This window comes from Lentzea sp. NPDC102401 (genome assembly GCF_044765805.1).
Classification (GTDB): Bacteria; Actinomycetota; Actinomycetes; order Mycobacteriales; family Pseudonocardiaceae; genus Lentzea; species Lentzea sokolovensis.
In genome coordinates this window covers 113,321-129,671 of record NZ_JBIWKS010000015.1, presented here as the reverse complement: position 1 = coordinate 129,671, position 16,351 = coordinate 113,321, and the positions used below count along the sequence as shown (strand labels likewise).

20 protein-coding genes and 2 riboswitches are annotated in these 16,351 nt (G+C 68.6%); of the genes, 5 read left to right on the top strand and 15 right to left on the bottom strand.

Going from position 1 to position 16,351, the window contains the following annotated elements; translation table 11 throughout:
- Nucleotides 1-6: 6 nt before the first annotated feature.
- The gene (locus ACIRG5_RS39555) at nucleotides 7-189 is read left to right on the top strand and encodes a hypothetical protein (protein WP_330273715.1); all 183 of its coding nucleotides are present in this window, start codon (nucleotides 7-9) and stop codon (nucleotides 187-189) included.
- Nucleotides 190-236: 47 nt separating this feature from the next.
- Here ACIRG5_RS39555 and gcvP read toward each other — a convergent pair whose 3' ends face one another.
- The 9 genes from gcvP to ACIRG5_RS39510 all read right to left on the bottom strand — a co-directional run bounded on the left by gcvP (nucleotide 237) and on the right by ACIRG5_RS39510 (nucleotide 8,502).
- Nucleotides 237-3,128 (bottom strand): aminomethyl-transferring glycine dehydrogenase, encoded by a 2,892-nt coding sequence (gcvP, locus tag ACIRG5_RS39550; protein WP_402914857.1) that lies wholly within the window; start codon nucleotides 3,126-3,128, stop codon nucleotides 237-239.
- Nucleotides 3,129-3,177: 49 nt separating this feature from the next.
- Nucleotides 3,178-3,283, bottom strand: a riboswitch (glycine riboswitch).
- A gap of 3 nt (nucleotides 3,284-3,286) precedes the next feature.
- Nucleotides 3,287-3,382, bottom strand: a riboswitch (glycine riboswitch).
- A gap of 56 nt (nucleotides 3,383-3,438) precedes the next feature.
- Nucleotides 3,439-4,410 (bottom strand): Clp protease N-terminal domain-containing protein, encoded by a 972-nt coding sequence (locus ACIRG5_RS39545; RefSeq protein ID WP_402914855.1) that lies wholly within the window; start codon nucleotides 4,408-4,410, stop codon nucleotides 3,439-3,441.
- Between the two features lie 100 nt (nucleotides 4,411-4,510).
- Complete coding sequence (locus tag ACIRG5_RS39540) at nucleotides 4,511-5,077, bottom strand: MerR family transcriptional regulator (protein WP_030476305.1); 567 nt, start codon at nucleotides 5,075-5,077, stop codon at nucleotides 4,511-4,513.
- A 304-nt stretch (nucleotides 5,078-5,381) separates the two neighbouring features.
- Nucleotides 5,382-5,855 (bottom strand): bifunctional nuclease family protein, encoded by a 474-nt coding sequence (locus ACIRG5_RS39535; protein ID WP_030468959.1) that lies wholly within the window; start codon nucleotides 5,853-5,855, stop codon nucleotides 5,382-5,384.
- A gap of 150 nt (nucleotides 5,856-6,005) precedes the next feature.
- A complete protein-coding gene (locus ACIRG5_RS39530) occupies nucleotides 6,006-6,560 on the bottom strand; it encodes a MerR family transcriptional regulator (protein ID WP_330273712.1) in 555 nt (184 codons plus the stop codon).
- A 33-nt stretch (nucleotides 6,561-6,593) separates the two neighbouring features.
- Nucleotides 6,594-7,043, bottom strand: coding sequence for a glycogen accumulation regulator GarA (gene garA, locus ACIRG5_RS39525; RefSeq protein WP_093604716.1), 450 nt, complete (start codon nucleotides 7,041-7,043; stop codon nucleotides 6,594-6,596).
- Between the two features lie 113 nt (nucleotides 7,044-7,156).
- Complete coding sequence (gene gcvH, locus ACIRG5_RS39520; RefSeq protein ID WP_319978814.1) at nucleotides 7,157-7,540, bottom strand: glycine cleavage system protein GcvH; 384 nt, start codon at nucleotides 7,538-7,540, stop codon at nucleotides 7,157-7,159.
- Nucleotides 7,541-7,582: 42 nt separating this feature from the next.
- The gene (locus ACIRG5_RS39515) at nucleotides 7,583-8,164 is read right to left on the bottom strand and encodes a CDP-alcohol phosphatidyltransferase family protein (RefSeq protein ID WP_319978813.1); all 582 of its coding nucleotides are present in this window, start codon (nucleotides 8,162-8,164) and stop codon (nucleotides 7,583-7,585) included.
- A gap of 122 nt (nucleotides 8,165-8,286) precedes the next feature.
- Nucleotides 8,287-8,502 (bottom strand): hypothetical protein, encoded by a 216-nt coding sequence (locus tag ACIRG5_RS39510; RefSeq protein WP_402914851.1) that lies wholly within the window; start codon nucleotides 8,500-8,502, stop codon nucleotides 8,287-8,289.
- 253 nt (nucleotides 8,503-8,755) lie between these two features.
- Here ACIRG5_RS39510 and ACIRG5_RS39505 point away from each other — a divergent pair, with 253 nt between their 5' ends.
- Entirely contained in the window at nucleotides 8,756-9,424 is a 669-nt protein-coding gene (locus ACIRG5_RS39505; RefSeq protein WP_402914850.1) for an ANTAR domain-containing protein, read from the top strand.
- Between the two features lie 153 nt (nucleotides 9,425-9,577).
- The gene (locus tag ACIRG5_RS39500) at nucleotides 9,578-9,937 is read left to right on the top strand and encodes an STAS domain-containing protein (RefSeq protein WP_402914848.1); all 360 of its coding nucleotides are present in this window, start codon (nucleotides 9,578-9,580) and stop codon (nucleotides 9,935-9,937) included.
- A gap of 10 nt (nucleotides 9,938-9,947) precedes the next feature.
- Here the strand turns inward: ACIRG5_RS39500 and ACIRG5_RS39495 are convergent, their stop codons facing one another.
- Nucleotides 9,948-10,613 (bottom strand): ATP-binding protein, encoded by a 666-nt coding sequence (locus ACIRG5_RS39495; RefSeq protein WP_402915153.1) that lies wholly within the window; start codon nucleotides 10,611-10,613, stop codon nucleotides 9,948-9,950.
- A 137-nt stretch (nucleotides 10,614-10,750) separates the two neighbouring features.
- Here ACIRG5_RS39495 and ACIRG5_RS39490 point away from each other — a divergent pair, with 137 nt between their 5' ends.
- Together ACIRG5_RS39490 and ACIRG5_RS39485 are read left to right on the top strand one after the other, a co-directional pair.
- A complete protein-coding gene (locus ACIRG5_RS39490; RefSeq protein ID WP_330273707.1) occupies nucleotides 10,751-11,149 on the top strand; it encodes an ATP-binding protein in 399 nt (132 codons plus the stop codon).
- Nucleotides 11,146-11,958: a SigB/SigF/SigG family RNA polymerase sigma factor gene (locus tag ACIRG5_RS39485; RefSeq protein ID WP_402914845.1), complete on the top strand. Its 813-nt coding sequence runs from the start codon at nucleotides 11,146-11,148 to the stop codon at nucleotides 11,956-11,958. Before ACIRG5_RS39490 ends, ACIRG5_RS39485 begins: the two co-directional genes overlap by 4 nt.
- On the opposite strand, the gene ACIRG5_RS39480 is transcribed toward ACIRG5_RS39485, so the two are convergent.
- From ACIRG5_RS39480 to ACIRG5_RS39460, 5 genes are all read right to left on the bottom strand, one after another.
- Nucleotides 11,931-12,248: a WhiB family transcriptional regulator gene (locus tag ACIRG5_RS39480; protein ID WP_402914843.1), complete on the bottom strand. Its 318-nt coding sequence runs from the start codon at nucleotides 12,246-12,248 to the stop codon at nucleotides 11,931-11,933. The two genes, ACIRG5_RS39485 and ACIRG5_RS39480, sit on opposite strands and share 28 nt — an antisense overlap.
- 71 nt (nucleotides 12,249-12,319) lie before the next feature.
- Nucleotides 12,320-14,053 carry an arginine--tRNA ligase gene (gene argS, locus ACIRG5_RS39475; RefSeq protein ID WP_402914840.1) on the bottom strand — a complete coding sequence of 578 codons (1,734 nt, stop codon included), beginning with the start codon at nucleotides 14,051-14,053 and terminating at the stop codon, nucleotides 12,320-12,322.
- An 86-nt stretch (nucleotides 14,054-14,139) separates the two neighbouring features.
- Nucleotides 14,140-14,820, bottom strand: a complete 681-nt coding sequence (locus tag ACIRG5_RS39470; RefSeq protein WP_330273704.1) for a M50 family metallopeptidase — start codon at nucleotides 14,818-14,820, stop codon at nucleotides 14,140-14,142.
- A gap of 84 nt (nucleotides 14,821-14,904) precedes the next feature.
- A complete protein-coding gene (locus ACIRG5_RS39465) occupies nucleotides 14,905-15,576 on the bottom strand; it encodes a DUF4383 domain-containing protein (RefSeq protein WP_402914837.1) in 672 nt (223 codons plus the stop codon).
- Nucleotides 15,577-15,647: 71 nt separating this feature from the next.
- Nucleotides 15,648-16,310, bottom strand: coding sequence for an SAM-dependent methyltransferase (locus ACIRG5_RS39460; RefSeq protein ID WP_330273702.1), 663 nt, complete (start codon nucleotides 16,308-16,310; stop codon nucleotides 15,648-15,650).
- Nucleotides 16,311-16,351: the final 41 nt, after the last annotated feature.

Genomic DNA, 16,351 nt, shown 5'->3' with positions numbered 1-16,351 from the left:
TTGCGCGTGTCAGAAGAACAGACGTGTCAGCGGTGTGGTGAGACGGTCGAGCTGGAACGGGAAGACTTCGAGTTGTTCGAGCGGATGCATCCCGACTGCTTCCACTTCGCGTTCGAGCACGACCTGAACAAGCCGGGCCTGAGCGTCGACGAGAACTGCGGCGACGACGCCTGCCCCGTCGGAGCATGAGAAAACGGGCGCATCCCCGAGTGCGCCCGTTTTCTCACTGACTCGGATCAGCTGCTGTACGCCTCGAGCGGCGGGCAGGAGCAGACCAGGTTGCGGTCGCCCTTCGCTCCGTCGATGCGGCGGACGGGCGGCCAGATCTTCGGAGCACCGGTACCGGCCGGGTACACGGCCTCCTCGCGGGTGTACGGGTGGTTCCACTCGCCGACGGTCACGCAGGCCGCGGTGTGCGGGGCGTTGCGCAGCGGGTTGTCCTCGACGGGCCAGTCGCCGGCGCCGACGCGGTCGATCTCGTGCTTGATGGCGATCATGGCGTCGATGAACCTGTCGATCTCGGCCAGGTCCTCGGACTCGGTCGGCTCGACCATCAGCGTGCCGGCGACCGGGAACGACATCGTCGGGGCGTGCAGGCCGTAGTCGGCGAGGCGCTTCGCGACGTCGTCCACCGTCACGCCGGTGGCCTTGGTGATCGGGCGCAGGTCGAGGATGCACTCGTGGGCCACGAAGCCGCCCTCGCCGGTGTAGAGGACCGGGTAGTGCTCGTCGAGGCGGCGGGCCACGTAGTTCGCGGCGGCCACGGCGGTCAGGGTCGCGCGGCGCAGGCCGTCGCCGCCCATCATGCGCACGTACGCCCACGAGATCGGCAGGATCGACGCGGAACCCCACGGGGCGCCCGAGATCGGGCCGACGCCCGTGGCGGGGCCCGCGGCCGGCTGCAGCGGGTGGTTCGGCAGGAACGGCGCGAGGTGGGACTTCACGCCGATCGGGCCGACGCCGGGGCCGCCGCCGCCGTGCGGGATGCAGAACGTCTTGTGCAGGTTCAGGTGCGAGACGTCCGAGCCGAACTTGCCGTAGCGGGCCAGGCCGATCAACGCGTTGAGGTTCGCGCCGTCGACGTACACCTGGCCGCCCGCGTCGTGGACCAGGCCGCAGACCTCGCGGACGGTGTCCTCGTACACGCCGTGGGTCGACGGGTAGGTGATCATGATCGCGGCGAGGTCGTCGGCGTGCTCGGCGACCGTGGTGCGCAGGTGGCCCATGTCGATGTTGCCCTTGTCGTCGCACTTCACGACGACGACGCGCATGCCGGCCATGACGGCGGACGCGGCGTTGGTGCCGTGCGCGGACGACGGGATCAGGCAGACGTCGCGGTCGGCGTTGCCGTTCGCGCGGTGGTAGGCGCGGATCGCCAGCAGTCCGGCGAACTCACCCTGCGAACCGGCGTTGGGCTGCAACGACACCGCGTCGTAGCCGGTGACCTCGGCGAGCCACTCCTCCAGGTCGGAGACGATCTTCAGCAGACCCCTGGCGTCCTCGGCGGGCGCGAACGGGTGCAGCGTCGAGAACTCCGGCCACGTGATGGACTCCATCTCCGCGGTGGCGTTCAGCTTCATCGTGCAGGAACCGAGCGGGATCATGCTGCGGTCCAGCGCGACGTCCTTGTCGGACAACGCGCGCAGGTAGCGCAGCAGCGCGGTTTCGGAGCGGTGCGCGTGGAAGACCGGGTGCGTCAGGTAGTCCGAGGTGCGGCGCAGGTCGCCCGGGATGCCGTCGGCGGTGTCGGCGTCGATCGCGTCCACATCGGACCCGGTGACACCGAAGGCCTCCCACACGGCGACGATGTGCGCGCGCGTGGTCTTCTCGTCGCAAGCGATTGCCACGACGTCGTCGTCGACCTTGCGCAGGTTGATGCCGGCCTCGCGCGCCTTCTCGACGACGGCGGCGGCCTCACCGGGAACGCGGACCTGGACGGTGTCGAAGAACTCGCCGTGCACGACGTCGAGACCGGCCTCGCACAGGCCCGTGGCGAGCACGGTGGCCAGGCGGTGCACGCGGGTCGCGATCGACCGCAGGCCCTCGGGACCGTGGTAGACGGCGTACATGGACGCGATCACGGCCAGCAGCACCTGCGCGGTGCAGATGTTCGACGTGGCCTTCTCGCGGCGGATGTGCTGCTCACGCGTCTGCAGCGCGAGGCGGTAGGCCAGCGAGCCGTCGGAGTCGACGGAGACACCGACGAGACGGCCGGGCAGCTGACGCTCCAGACCGGACCGGACGGCCATGTACCCGGCGTGCGGGCCGCCGAAGCCGATCGGCACGCCGAAGCGCTGCGTGGTGCCGACGACGACGTCCGCGCCGATCTCGCCCGGCGCGCGCAGCAGCGTCAGCGCCAGCAGGTCGGCGACGACGACGGCCTGCGCGCCGGCGGCGTGGATCTCCTCGATCAACGCGGCCTGGTCGCGCACGACGCCGGAAGCACCGGGGTAGGACAGCAGCACGCCGTAGAAGTCGCCGCCCAGGCCGAGGCCCTCGATGCCCTGCGACAGGTCGGCGACGACGATCTCGATGCCCAGCGGCTCGGCGCGCGTCTCGATGACGGCCAGCGTCTGCGGCAGCGTGTCGGCGTCGATGACGAACTTGTTCGACTTGGAGCGACCGGCGCGACGCACCAGCGTCATCGCCTCGGCGGCGGCGGTCGACTCGTCCAGCATGGACGCGTTCGCGACCGGCAGGCCGGTCAGGTCGCCGACCATGGTCTGGAAGTTCAGCAGCGCCTCGAGACGGCCCTGCGAGATCTCCGGCTGGTACGGCGTGTACGCGGTGTACCAGGCAGGCGACTCGAGAACGTTGCGCAGGATCACGCCCGGCGTCACGGTGTCGTAGTAGCCGAGGCCGATCATCTGCGTCATCGGGCGGTTCTGCGACGCGAGCTCACGCAGTTCCGCGAGCGCCTCGGTCTCGGTGGCCGGGGCGGGCAGGTCCAGCACGAGGTCGCGCTCGTGGATGGACGAAGGCACCGCGTGCTGCGCGAGCTCCTCGAGCGATCCGACGCCGATGACGTCGAGGATGCGCGCGAGTTCGGCGGGGCGCGGACCGACGTGGCGGTCGGCGAACGGGGTGCCGTGCTCGAGAGCTGCGAGCGGAATGCGGTCCTGCGTCATCAAACGCCTCCGGGGGGCTGCGGGCACACGTGTCCTGGTGCCCTCCCCGCTCTGTCCGTACCCCGAAGGGCGCCTGAGAGGTTCACCCACCTGTCAGGATGGGCTTTCACCGTCGGCGGGATCCCCAGAAAAACCTGGTGATCCACTTTCCAGAGGCGTCTCGCTCGGCGGTCCTGGATGCCTGAGAGGTTCCCGGGGAGGGACTTGCTCCTTCGGCGCCGGGCTCGAAACCCGGTCTCTCCCGCCTGAGTTCAGCGACTACCCGAGAAGAATACCCGCAGGCAGCCCCACCAGTCCCCAGGGACGCGACCTACATCTCAGTGCCAAGACCGGACAACGCCCCGGACAGCGGGTCAGAAGGGTCGTCGCGCAGCGCCACGAGCAGGTGCGTGGTGCCCACGACGTCGTCTCCGCGCCGGGCCGCGACGAGCTTCGCGCGTTCCATCGCACGCTCCACCTTGCCACCGCTGACGGGCAACGCGGCCAGGTCGATCCCCGCCTCGCGCAACGCCGCCGCCCCGCCCGACTCGAACTCCGGCTTCAGCCTCCTGCCCGCCACCTTCAACTGGCGGTCGACCGTCACCACCGCCTCCACCAGATCGCGAGACGACACTTCTCGCCTCGCGGCCACGGCCAGCCGTCCGGCCTCGTTGCGCACGACGGTCAGCACCGGCCCGCCAAGTCCCTGGCCGCGCGCGATCCAGCGCATCAGCCAGCGCACGTACCCGCCGCCGGACTCCCCTTCCAGTGCGCCCGCCTTGCGCAGCAACCGCACGGCGGGCGCTTCCTCGATCTCCGCGTAGGGCCGCGCCGCATCCGCTCGCACCGCGGCGGCCGTCGCCTCGACGTCCACTCCGCGCAGCACGAACAGGTCGGCGGCACGTCCGGACCCCTGCTCCAGCAACGCGAGGGAGAGGTGGGTCGTGGTCAGCACGCCGTCGCCGGCCTGGGCGACCGCCGCGAGCAGACACTCCTCCAGCGCACGGCTGACGGGCGGGACGGTCTCGACGACAAGGCGGTCGCAGGCGACGTTCACCAACGCCGTGACGTCCGGATGAGCCTCGGGAACGACGCCACCGTCCTCGTCGGCCCAGTGCTCCGGCCCCCGCGCCATCGCCTGGGCCCGCAGCGACTTCACGCCGAGCTTGCGGCCGGGTCCGATGGTGTCGATCAGCGAGATCAGCAGGTTCTCGGTGCCGAGGAAGCCGAACTCCAGCCGGAGCGCGCGCTGCGCCGCCGCTTCCAGCACCTTCACGACCTGATAGGAGGGGGTGATCGTCATGCCTGAAACGCTAGAGATCGGCGGAGTCTGATCGCTGCCGCCGACCGGCCATCCCACGGCGCCAGTCGGCCACGTTCGCAGTGCCGTTCAGCTGGGCCGGTCAGCCGGTGGCGCGCTCGCGACGCCGGCGGGTCAGCTCGTCCTCGGTCATCGGGGCGATCTCGACGCCGTCCGCACGTTCGGCCGGGAACTCGTGGATCGTGCCGGAGATCTCGCGCATCGCACCGCTGACCGCGATGCCGAACACGCCCTGACCACCCTGCAGCAGATCGACGACCTCTTCGGGCGAGGTGCACTCGTAGACGGTGGTGCCGTCGGAGAACAGCGTGATGCGCGCCAGGTCCTGCACGCCGCGGCGCCGTAGGTGGTCGACCGCGACCCTGATGTTCTGCAAGGAGACACCGGTGTCCAGCAGCCGCTTCACGACCTTGAGCACCAGGATGTCCTTGAAGGAGTACAGCCTCTGGCTCCCGGAGCCGTGCGCCATCCTTATCGTCGGCGCGACCAGCCCGGTCCTTGCCCAGTAGTCGAGCTGCCGGTACGTGATCCCCGCGATCTGACATGCCGCGGGTCCTCGGTAACCGACGAGCTCGTCCGGCAGCGAGGAGTCCGGGAACAGTTCACCCTGCAGCCCGGATTCGGCCCGCAAGGGCGCTTCCTCGACCACGCCTGCCTCCCCTCGGAACGGCCACGAAACTCATGACCGTCAAGCCGCTACGTCAGCTCACGCGAACCAGCGACATCCACTCGAGTTCGACGGTAAGACCGGTCCGAGGGCTGGTCAACGCGACGCGCGGGGAGTTGCGACCCTCAACCTCAAGTGGAGAGTCATACCGTCACCCGAACTGGGACGTTCAGGTGACGTTTAGTGATCGTTTAGCGAATAAAACGACCGTAAGTAGTCCGATTGAGGGACATCCAAACGAACTGACTCACGGCCCATACGAGACGGAGTGCGACACCCGCAAAACTCAGGTGTCCGCGCCTCTGAAGTCTTCTGGAGAGACGGAGTCGAGGAACTCGCGGAACTTCTCCACCTCGTCCTCCTGCTCGTCCGGGATGATGAGGCCCGCCTCGGCCAGCACGGACTCCTCGGCGTGGATCGGCACGCCGACCCGCAACGCCAGCGCCACCGAGTCGGACGGCCGCGCGGACACCCGCACGTCGCCGTCGAACACGAGCTCGGCGAAGAAGGTGCCCTCCTGCAGGTCGGTGATCCGGACCTGTTCGAGGTTGCGCCCCAGTGCCCCGATGACGTCCTTGAGGAGGTCGTGGGTGAGCGGACGGGCAGGACGAACGCCCTGCTGCTCCAACGCGATCGCCGTGGCCTCGACGGAGCCGATCCAGATCGGCAGGTACCGCTCGCCCTCGGTTTCACGCAGAAGAAGGATCGGCTGGTTCTGGGGCAGCTCCACCCGCACGCCGACGACACGCATTTCGCTCATCGGGCCTCGCCTCCCTCTGTTCGTTCGAGGACGACCCGGTTCACACCCGAGCATCCCCCGGCGTACATGTCCGACGCTACCCGCCAAGCGGGCCGTGTGCTCAATCGTTGCGGGCCGATAGTGATCAACACTGCACCCCTGTCCGGTAGATCAGGACTGCCGCAGGCCCGCTCTCACCAACAACGTGTGCAACGAGGTGAACAGGTCAGCCAATTCCCGAACCGTCTCGGGATCTGAGAAAGACTTCAGCACGACCACCTCGTGGTCCGCTGCCGCGCGGACCGCGCGCAGGTGCTCGCGCTCGACGCCGAGCCCGGTCATCGTCCGGATCGTGCGGAGCGCGGTGATGTCCTCCGTGGTGAACCGGCCGCCGGGGCCGGGGCGCAGCAGACCGTCGCGTTCGAGCTGGGACAGCTGCTCGGCGGTGAAACCGGTCTGGGACAGCAGATCGAACCGCGACAGCGACGTGGCGTCCTCGGGGACGGAGTCGAGCTGCTCGCGGATCACTTTGAGCGGCAGGTACCTGTCCCGTTGTGCGGACAGCACGAACCGCAACCTCTCGACGTCCGCCACGGCGAACTGGCGGTAGCCGGAGGCGGTGCGTGCCGGGCGGACCAGCCCCTCCGCTTCCAGGAAGCGGATCTTGGAGATGGTGACGTCGGGAAACTCGGGACGAAGCTGTGCGAGCACAGCCCCGATGCTCAAGCCCCCGCGTTGTGGCCGCCCGGCCGTCACGCGTCAGGCTCCCGCGGAGCCAGGACCCGTCAGGAAGACGAGGCGGAACTTGCCGATCTGAACCTCGTCGCCGTTCGCGAGGACGGCCTGGTCGACCGGCTCGCGGTTGACGTAGGTGCCGTTGAGGCTGCCCACGTCGATGACGACGAACTCACCGCTTTCCCGGCGGAACTCGGCGTGGCGGCGCGAGACCGTCACGTCGTCCAGGAAGATGTCGCTGTCGGGGTGGCGCCCCGCACTCGTCGTGTCACGGTCCAGCAAGAACCGGGAACCGGCGTTCGGGCCGCGCTTCACCACGAGCAGCGCGGAACCGGCGGGAAGGGCGTCAACACCGGCAACAGCCGGCTCCGGGGCGGGGGTGCCTTCCATCTCCTGGAGGAAGTCCGCCCGGAAGACGGAGGTCCGCTCCGGGGACTGCTCCGGCGGAACGCCTGGGCCGTCGTTCGTGCTCACCTGAGCTCTCCTCCTGCTGCTGGATCCGTCACTTCCGGTAAAACCTATCGCGTTGGGGTCACCGCCTTCAGCGCGGCTCCCCTTCCGGCCGAAGATCCGGCGAAAGATCGACGTCACTCCTTCTCCACCAACGCCTTGTAAGCGTCCGCGTCCAGCAGGCCTTCCAGCGCCTCGGGGTCGTTCAGCCTGATCTCGACCATCCAGCCCTCGCCGTACGGATCGGTGTTGACGGAGTCCGGCGTCTGGACCAACGCGTCGTTGATGGCGACGACCTCGCCGTCGAGCGGCGAGTAGAGGTCGGAGACGCTCTTGGTGGACTCGACCTCGCCGAACGTGTCGCCGGCCGCCACGGTGTGGCCGACCTCGGGCAGCTGGACGAAGACGACGTCACCGAGCTGTTCCTGGGCGTAGTCGGTGATGCCGACGCGCACTGTGTTCTCGCCGTGGGTGGCGATCCACTCGTGCTCCTCGGTGTAACGAAGCTCCTCGGGAATCAACTGACTGCGCTCCTCGTGCTGAACCTGTATGGGGTGATCTTTTCACGCGACCGTGCGAGGTGTACCCCGCAGGGCCAGGAAGAACTGGTGGACGTACAGCAGCGCCGACCACAGGTAGAGCGCCCCGCCCCACACCGTGAACGCGTAGGCGAGCGGCTGGGCGGCCTGCGCCCACGCCGAGTCGCCCTGCGCGAGCAGCAGCAGGGGGAAGGCGTACAGCAGGTTGAAGGTGGCGGCCTTGCCCAGGTACGTCACCTCGAACGGGCCCCAGCCCCGTTGCCGCAGGATCAGCAGGCAGATGCCGACGACGACCTCTCGCCCCACGAGCACGAGGGCGACCCAGAGCGGCACGATGTCCCTGATCACGAACGCCAGCAGCGTGCAGAACACGTAGAGGCGGTCGGCGGCGGGATCGAGCAGCGCGCCGAGGTTGCTCATCTGGTTGAGCCAGCGCGCGAGCTTGCCGTCCAGCCAGTCGGAGAAGCCCGCGAAGACGAGGACGAGAATCGCCCAGCCGTCTTCGCGGGGTCCCAGCAACAGGTAGAGGAAGAGCGGAACACCGGCCAGCCGCAACACGCTGAGCAGGTTCGGAATCGTCAGCAGGCGATCAGCCGGATCACGCACACCCGCACTCTAAACGAGTGACTGCGCAAGGGCTGCCGGATGGCGTCACGGCACGCGGTGCGACTGGTTGCGGGTGGTGCCCGATGTTCGATCTCACTGTGTTCGTTTCGTACAGGTAAATCTCAGGCTGTCCGGGTGAACGTCCATCCTCGGCGCTGCATCTCGGCACCGGTGATGGCGTGCGGGCGACCCCGGTCGTCGCGGCCCACCCAGCGAGCGCGGAAACCCTCGAGCACGTAGGCGTGACCCCGGCTCCACACCACGCTGCACGGCGTGGTCGGCAGCGCGGAATCGCACTCCGCGTCCTGCATCGGCTGGGTTTCCATGGCGGTTCTCATTTCAGTCCCTCCGTGACATCAGGGATGTCGCGCACCGGGGCTCCGGCGTTATCCCTGGAAACGAATTCTGTCGGACTGTGGTTCAGAACACGTGTCCTGTTTGGGTCCTAAGCGTTAACTGGATCGAACCGCGCGCCGAGCTGTTCGGGCCCGAAGCGGAACGGAAGACGGGGTCCTTGCCTGCGCAACCGTTCGTCGTACGACGATGACCGCACGGCTCGTCCAGTTCATCGGCCGGGCCTAATCTCAGCGCGTGAACCAGGTGAAATTCGGTGCGGAACTCATTTCGCGAGTGATGGACCACCTGTGCTCGCAGCTGGACGGCTGCGAGGGCGCGGGCCTGAGCGTGTGGCCGGACGGCAAGTTGATCAGGGCCCTCGGGGTCGCCGTGGAACTGGACGCCGAGCAGCTGACCAGCGGCGCGGGACCGCTCGTCGAGGCCTCGCGCGACGAACGGCAGGTGTCCGGCGAGGTCGGCGGCATGCACGTCGTCGCGGTGCCGGGCAGCTGGGGGGACAGCGGGCCGGTGGTGCTCACGGTGTACCTCTCGCACGCGCCCCAGGTCGCGGACCTGAAGGCCATCGAGGAGATCGAACCGCTCATCGCGACCGCGGCGGCGGTGGTCGAGTTCTGCGCGGGCGAGGTGATGCGCGCCGACCAGATGGTGCGGATGGTCCAGCACCGCCGCTACATCGAGCAGGCGAAGGGCCTGGTGATGGGGGCGCGGCCGTGCGCGCCCGGCGAGGCGTTCGAACTGCTGGTGCGGGCGAGCCAGCACGCCAACGTGAAGCTGCGGGACGTGGCCACCGCGTTGGTGCTGGTCGTGGGCGGGACTTTGGAGGACAGTCCGGAGGAGGCCGCCGAGCCGCCGGCCGCCGCGCTCGAGGTGGCACGAGGACTCTGGAATGCGCTGCGCGTTTGAACCGACCATTGTCCGGGTACGGATACCTTGATCTGTCCTGTCGAGCGGTCACTCCCGTACGGTGGTGTCCGCAGCGGTTGAGCCAGCAGCCGCACAGGAGCCGCTGCGTTGGCGGCTCCCCTTTGTTTCTGTATCGCGAGAGGGAGTACATCAGTGACTGTGCAGGACCCGCGTGCGGAGCAGACCATCGCGCTGTCGGTGAGGCAGCCGGCGCCCGGTGCCACGGTCCTCGCCGTGTCCGGCGAGGTCGACATGGTGTCCGCGCCCGCGCTGCGCGACGCTCTGGTCAACGGCATCGGCGACGGCGGCACCTTCGTGGTGGACATGACTGGCGTGACGTTCCTCGGCTCCGCCGGTCTGGCGGTGCTCGTGGAGGCCGCCCGGCTGGCCCAGCGGGAGAACGCCGCTCTCAAGGTGGTGGCGACCGCACGGGCGGTGACGCGCCCGTTGGAGGCCACGGGACTGGGCGAGGTCTTCAGCCTGCACGACTCCGTCGACTCGGCCCTGGGGTAACCCGGTCCGCTCAGCCGGTGCCGCGGACGGTGAGCCTGTTGCCCGCCGCTCCGAGCGCCTCGGCGACCGCGCGAAGGGCCTGTTCCACTCCGCCCTTCTCCACGCCGAGCCCACTCAGATCGACGGTCAGCGGCACGGTGCCGCCGCGTGCCGCCGTGGTCAGCGTGCGGCGCAGCGACGGGCCTGCCTCGGCCGGCACGTTTCCGCACACCACCGCTACTACGCCGGAGGAGGTCTCGTGGACCTGGACGTCGCATTCAGTCGCGGCCCGGGCCACGGGCAGTGCGGGCGAACGGGCTCGACGCAGGCGCACGGTCGTGCCGCTCGCCCTGCGATCTATCTCGACCTCGTCCACGCTTTCCCGCATGAGCAGAAGTCCCCGGCCCCGCGTGGTCAGCGCGGGAGGCGGTACGCGCCACTGGCCGTGGTCGGCCACGTCGACGCGCGCCGAGCCGTCCGCGTCGACGCGGGCACGCACCTCGATGGTGCCGTCCGCCAGGCCGGGGTAGGCGTGTTCCACGGAGTTGTTGACCGCTTCACTGACCGCGAGAACGAGGTCGCCCGCCTCGTCCTCGCCGAAGCCGCTGCCCTGCAGCCATTGGCGAAGTTGGTGCCGCACAGGCGCCACCTCGTGCGCGTCCGCCGGGAATCTGAGGGCAAGGAAGTCCTCGTGCACAAGCACAGCGCCCCTCCCGTTGATTGCTTCTGCCAGGTGATTTCCCAGGCCACGGCGCGAATACACGTGTGAAATGAGATCGATTCGGGTACGGCGATGACGTGCCCGCCTTCAGCAGAACGGACTACGAGGTGGCTGTGACTCAATTGTCAGGCGTCGAGCTTCGGATGGCCGCGGATCCCACGCAGCTGTCCATCGTGCGTGCGGTCGCGGCGGACATCGCGATGCGCCAGGACTTCGACCTCGACTCGATCGAGGACCTGAAGCTCGCCGTGGACGAGACGTGCTCGACGCTGATCACGCTGGCGGCTCAGGACGCGGTGCTCAGCTGCCACTTCGCGGTGGACGACAGAGGTGCCGTGCACGTCGCCGCGAAGGTGTCGGCGAAGTCCGCGGCCGGCCCGGACGAGGCCAGCTTCGGCTGGCGGGTGCTGACCGCGCTCGTCGACTCGGTGCAGACCGCGGTCGAGGAGACCGAAGGGTTCGTGGTTCACATCGACCTCGTGAAGTCCACGGCAGGGGCGGTGGATGCGTGACCGGGGCGGAAGAGGCCACCAAGACGGAGGAGACCAAGCCGGAGGCCAAGTCCTCCCGCTCCGGTGACTACGACCACCTGGCACCGTTGTTCGCCGAGCTCGCGGTCACCGCCGCAGGCCCGGCGCGCGAGACGTTGCGGGACAGGCTCGTCACCGAACACCTCCCGGTCGCCCAGCACATCGCACGCAGATTCGGTCACCGCGGCGAACCGCACGAGGACCTGGTCCAGGTCGCGACGGTGGGCCTGATCAACGCGGTCGACCGCTTCGACCCCGACCGCGGCAGCGACTTCCTGTCGTTCGCGGTGCCGACGATCATGGGTGAGGTCCGGAAGTACTTCCGCGACTCCAGCTGGTCGGTGCGGATGCCGAGGCGGCTCAAGGAGCTGCACCTGGCGATCAACGCGGGTACGTCGAGGCTGTCGCAGTCGCTGGGCCGCGCGCCCACGCCGTCGGAACTCGCCGAGCACCTGGGTATGTCACGCGAGGAGATCCACGAAGGACTCGCGGCCGGAAACGCCTACCAGAGCGCGTCCCTGGACGACATGCTGATGTCGGAGGACTCGTCGATCTCGCTGGGCAGCACGATCGGCGAGGAAGATCCCGAGATCGCGATGATCGAACAACGCGAGGCGCTGCACCCGTTGCTGGAGAAGCTGCCCGAGCGCGAACGCAAGATCGTGGTCATGCGCTTCTTCGGCAACATGACCCAGACCCAGATCGCGCAGAAGGTCGGCATCTCCCAGATGCACGTCTCGCGTCTGCTCGCGAAGACGTTGCGTCAGCTCAGGGACGTGCTCGAGGAGTAGGCACGGACACGGCGCCGGGCCGCGACGACGATCTGGCGCCGTTCGTCCTCCCCCATGCCGCCCCACACGCCGTACGGCTCCTGAGCCTCGAGCGCGTGGTCGCGGCATTGTGCCAGTACCGGGCACTGCTCGCAGATCGCCTTCGCCTTCTCCTCCCGGGCAGCGCGCGCGTACCCGCGCTCGTTGTCCGGGTGGAAGAAGACCGCGCTGTTCTGCCCACGGCACAGACCGTCCATCTGCCAGTCCCACACTTCGGTGACCGGCTTGGGCAAACGAGTGGTGCAGGTCATCGCGACTCCCGGTGGGCTGGGGGAAAGAGTTGCGATCACTGCGTACCTCTGCCTGACCAGGGATAAACCTGCTACAGCCTTTCGGGTGCTCCAATACCGAGCAGGGACAGCCCCAGCGTGAGCACCCGCGACGTCAGCGCGAGCAACTGCAGCCGCGAGTCCTGCAACTCCTGCGTCTCCGCGGTCGCGACGGGACAGTCGTTGTAGAAGGCGGAGAACGCCGTCGCCGTCTCGAACAGGTAGTTCGTCAGCTTGTGCGGGGCCAGCTCGTCGATGGCCGCCCGGATCGCCGTGGGCAGTTGCAGCAGTTTCAACGCCAGGTCGCGCTCGGCCTGTTCCTGCAGCACCAGCGGCGCGTTCTCGGCGGGAACCCGCCCGACCTTGCGCCCGATCGACAGGATCCTGGCGTTCGCGTACTGGATGTAGACCGAGGTGTCGCCGGTGGTGGCGAGCATCTTCTCCCAGGTGAAGACGTAGTCCTTCTCCCGGTCGTTGGAGAGGTCCGCGTACTTGACCGCGCCCAGTCCGATCGTGCGGGCGAGCGCGTCCTTCTCCGCACCCTCCACTTCGGACGTTTCCGGCATCACCTTGTAGGAGTTCTCGACGGCCTCGGTGAGCAGGTCGATCAGCTTGATCGTCCCGCCGGCCCGCGTCCGGATGGTCTTACCGTCGGCCCCGAGGATCGTGCCGAACCCGGTGTGCACGGCGGTGTGCGCGTCGTCGAGCCACCCGGCCTGCTTCGAGGTCGCGAAGATCATCTGGAAGTGCTGCGCCTGCGGCGTCCCGACGACGTAGATGAGCTCGTCGACCTTCCGGTCCCGCACCCAGTACCGCACCGTCGCGAAGTCCGTGGTGGCGTACCCGTACCCGCCGTCGCTCTTGCGCACGATGAGCGGCAACCGGTCACCCTCGCGGTTGCTGAACCCCGGCGGGAACACGCAGAGCGCGCCGTCGCTGGTCTCGATGAGACCCTTCTGCTGCAGCTCGGTGATCGTGTCCGCGAGGTAGGGGTTGTAGAAGCTCTCGCCGTAGTTGTCGCCTGCCGACAGCCCGATGCCGAGCAGCTCGTAGATCTGGTTGAAGTGCCGCTGCGACTCGCCCACCAGCTCGTGCCACAACTTGAGCGTCGCCTCGTCGCCCCCCTGCAGCAACACCACGCGACGCCGGGCCCGGTCCGCGAACCCGGGATCGCTGTCGAACTTCTGCCGGGCCTGCTGGTAGAACGCGTTGAGGTCGCTGATCTCGTGCTCGGCCCCCTGACCCTCGTCCGTCAGGTGCTCGATGAGCATGCCGAACGGAGTCCCCCAGTCACCGAGGTGGTTGTGCGGGATGACCTCGTGCCCGGCGAACGTCAGCAGCCGGCAGAACGCGTCCCCGATGATCGTCGACCGCAGGTGCCCGACGTGCATCTCCTTGGCCACGTTGGGACTGCTGTAGTCGATGGCGATCCGCCGGGGCTCCTCGGTCTTCGGCACGCCGAGCCGCGCGTCCCCCACGAGGTTCGCGGCCTGAGCCTCGAGCCACTCGCGCCGCAACTTCAGGTTGATGAAGCCGGGCCCAGCGATCTCCGGCGTCTCAAGCGCGTCCTGCGCGTCCAGGTGCTCGACGATCAGCGCGGCGACCTCACGCGGGTTCTTCCCGATCTTCTTGGCCAGGCTCATCGCGACGTTGCACTGGTAGTCGGCACCGTCCCGGTTGGACGGTCGGATCAGCGCTTCCTCGGCGGTGATGTCCACGTCCAGGGCGACGCGCAACGCCCGCGCGACCCGCTGGCCCAGCTCAAGCCCGACATCCCCACGCAGCACTGAACCCACCTCTCGACAACCGGCTTGGTCACACAAGTATTTCACCCGCGCCAAACCGGTTGTGACAGCGCCCGCCGAGGGCCGCGTCACCACCGCCCGAGCAACAAGGCCCCGCCACCCACGAGGGCGGCCGCGCTGACCACCCCGAACACCGTCACCCATCCCAGCGCGGGCACCCCGGTCAGCCAGGCCAGCTGGTCGGCGTCCGAACGGGGAGCCTGCCTCCGCCACCGCTTGACCTGCAACTCCCACACCGGCCGGACCCCGCCCAGCAGCAGGAACCAGGCGAACACATAAGCAGCGGCGTCCCGAACCTCGACAGACGCGTAGAACGAGACGAAGAAGAACACCCCACCGGTGACGATGATCGACAAGACCCCGAACACGTTCCGGATCATGATCAGCATGGCCGCCAGGAACCCGATGCTGATCCACAACATCAGCTGGATCTGCTCGTTGGTGATCAACACGGCCGCGCCGAACCCGAGCAGCGACGGCGCGATGTACCCGGCCAGCGCCGTCAGCACCATCCCCGGCCCACGCGGCTTCCCCCGCGACACGGTGAGGCCGGACGTGTCGGAGTGCAGCTTGATCCCGCTCAGCCGCCGCCCGGTCAGCACGGCCAGCAACGCGTGCCCGCCCTCGTGCGCGATGGTGATGACGTTGCGGGTGAGCCGCCAGATCCCGTGCACGGCAACGGCCAGGAACGCGGCGAGCGCGGTTCCCCACGTGATCAGCACTTCGTGCGTCAGCAACTCGGAAGGCATCGCGACATAGAAACAGACGCGCCGTGTGAGCCGTATGTGGGCTCGCACGGCGCGTCTGCGCCGGACCGGGGGTTCGTCCGGGAATCAGTGCTTGATCTTGTCCTTGCTCACCCGCTCGGTCTTGGGGTCGACCACCGCCTGCTCCTGGGTGATCGGCTCGTTGCGGGCGGCGCGGGCCGAACCGGTCGGAAGCGGCTCGGTGATGGGCGCGGTCGGTCCGGTGCTGACGGTCGGGTCCATCTGCTCGACGCGCGGCGAGCCGTCCCGCTCGTCGCGGAACGCCTCCGAGCGCGGCTCGGGCACGACCGGCTCCTCGTCGTGGTCCTCGACGAGCTTGCGGCGCGCGGGCATCACCGCGAGCAGCAGGCCGAAGACGGCGAGGCCGAGGTGCAACCAGTTGTCGTTCGTGTTGACCGCCAGCGGGTTGCCGTACTGCTCGGCCGGGTTCTGGGCGAGGATCCCGGTGATCATCAGGTCCCACACGAAGAGCGCGGCGAAGCCGGCGAACAGCAGCCAGCCGTACAGCCGCGAGAGACCCGAACCGAGAGCCATCAGCAGGCCCAGCACGCCAACGGCCACCATCACCGTGTTGTGCAACGGGTTCACCGAGAACCCGAGCACGAACGAGCTGGCAGCCCAGTCGCCGACCCCTGTGCGAGTGAAACCCACGATGCCGAACACGATGAACGCGATGCCGGCCAGTCCGGCCAGCAGCTGCACCGGCTGCAGACCGGCGACCTTGATGCGGTGGGTCATTTCGCCCTCCAGGCTCCGTGTCTTGTTGCCTGGCGGACTACCCCGACCTCACAGGGACCAAACGTTCGGCGTCAGCGGTGTCCCTTGCGCCCGATTCCCGCGTACGCGCCCGGCACCACGGCCGGCGCCTCGATCGACAGCCCCTCCATCAGCTGCTCGACCGGCGTCGGATGCGACACCACGAGGAACCCGCCGGCCGGGAGCGCGTGCCGATAGCGGCGCACGACGCGGCCAGGTCCGGTGACGTCGTCGACGTACCGCAGGACGTCGACCATCAGCACCGCGTACGGCTCGCGCAGGTCGAAATGCGACAGCACGCCCGGATGCCGCAGCACCTGATCGGGACGGCGCAGGTCCGCTTCCACGGCGCACGCCCGCGGTTCGCCGCGCAACAGTCCACGGGAGAACGCGACCGTGACCGGATCGGAGTCCACGTAGACCACGCGCGCGTCGGGCAGCGTCTGGTGCGTGGCACCGCACGTCGGTATGCCCGAGCCGAGGTCAAGGAACTGACGCACGCCCGCCGCCCAGCAGTGGCGGACGGCGTGACGCAGGAACGACCGCTGCGCTCGGGTCACGAGTGGCAACTCCGGGTCGATCCGGACTGCCTGCTTGGCGAACGCGCGGTCGGCGGCGTAGTTGTGCGCGCCACCGAGATAGAAGTCGTGGATCCGCGCGGCGTTCGGCCGACGTACGTCGACCTCGTAGCGTGCGAAGGCGGGGACCGCAGCCATTCGCAGAGCGTAACTGGCGCCTAGACCATTCGGGCGAAGTT

What these genes read in the sequence shown, in the direction of transcription:
- gcvP (WP_402914857.1), bottom strand. Translation starts at nt 3,128, where the DNA reads ATGACGCAGGACCGCATTCCGCTCGCAGCTCTCGAGCACGGCACCCCG.
- ACIRG5_RS39545 (WP_402914855.1), bottom strand. Translation starts at nt 4,410, where the DNA reads ATGACGATCACCCCCTCCTATCAGGTCGTGAAGGTGCTGGAAGCGGCG.
- ACIRG5_RS39535 (WP_030468959.1), bottom strand. Translation starts at nt 5,855, where the DNA reads ATGAGCGAAATGCGTGTCGTCGGCGTGCGGGTGGAGCTGCCCCAGAAC.
- ACIRG5_RS39510 (WP_402914851.1), bottom strand. Translation starts at nt 8,502, where the DNA reads ATGAGAACCGCCATGGAAACCCAGCCGATGCAGGACGCGGAGTGCGAT.
- ACIRG5_RS39480 (WP_402914843.1), bottom strand. Translation starts at nt 12,248, where the DNA reads ATGACCTGCACCACTCGTTTGCCCAAGCCGGTCACCGAAGTGTGGGAC.
- ACIRG5_RS39470 (WP_330273704.1), bottom strand. Translation starts at nt 14,820, where the DNA reads ATGCCTTCCGAGTTGCTGACGCACGAAGTGCTGATCACGTGGGGAACC.
- ACIRG5_RS39465 (WP_402914837.1), bottom strand. Translation starts at nt 15,576, where the DNA reads ATGACCCACCGCATCAAGGTCGCCGGTCTGCAGCCGGTGCAGCTGCTG.
- ACIRG5_RS39460 (WP_330273702.1), bottom strand. Translation starts at nt 16,310, where the DNA reads ATGGCTGCGGTCCCCGCCTTCGCACGCTACGAGGTCGACGTACGTCGG.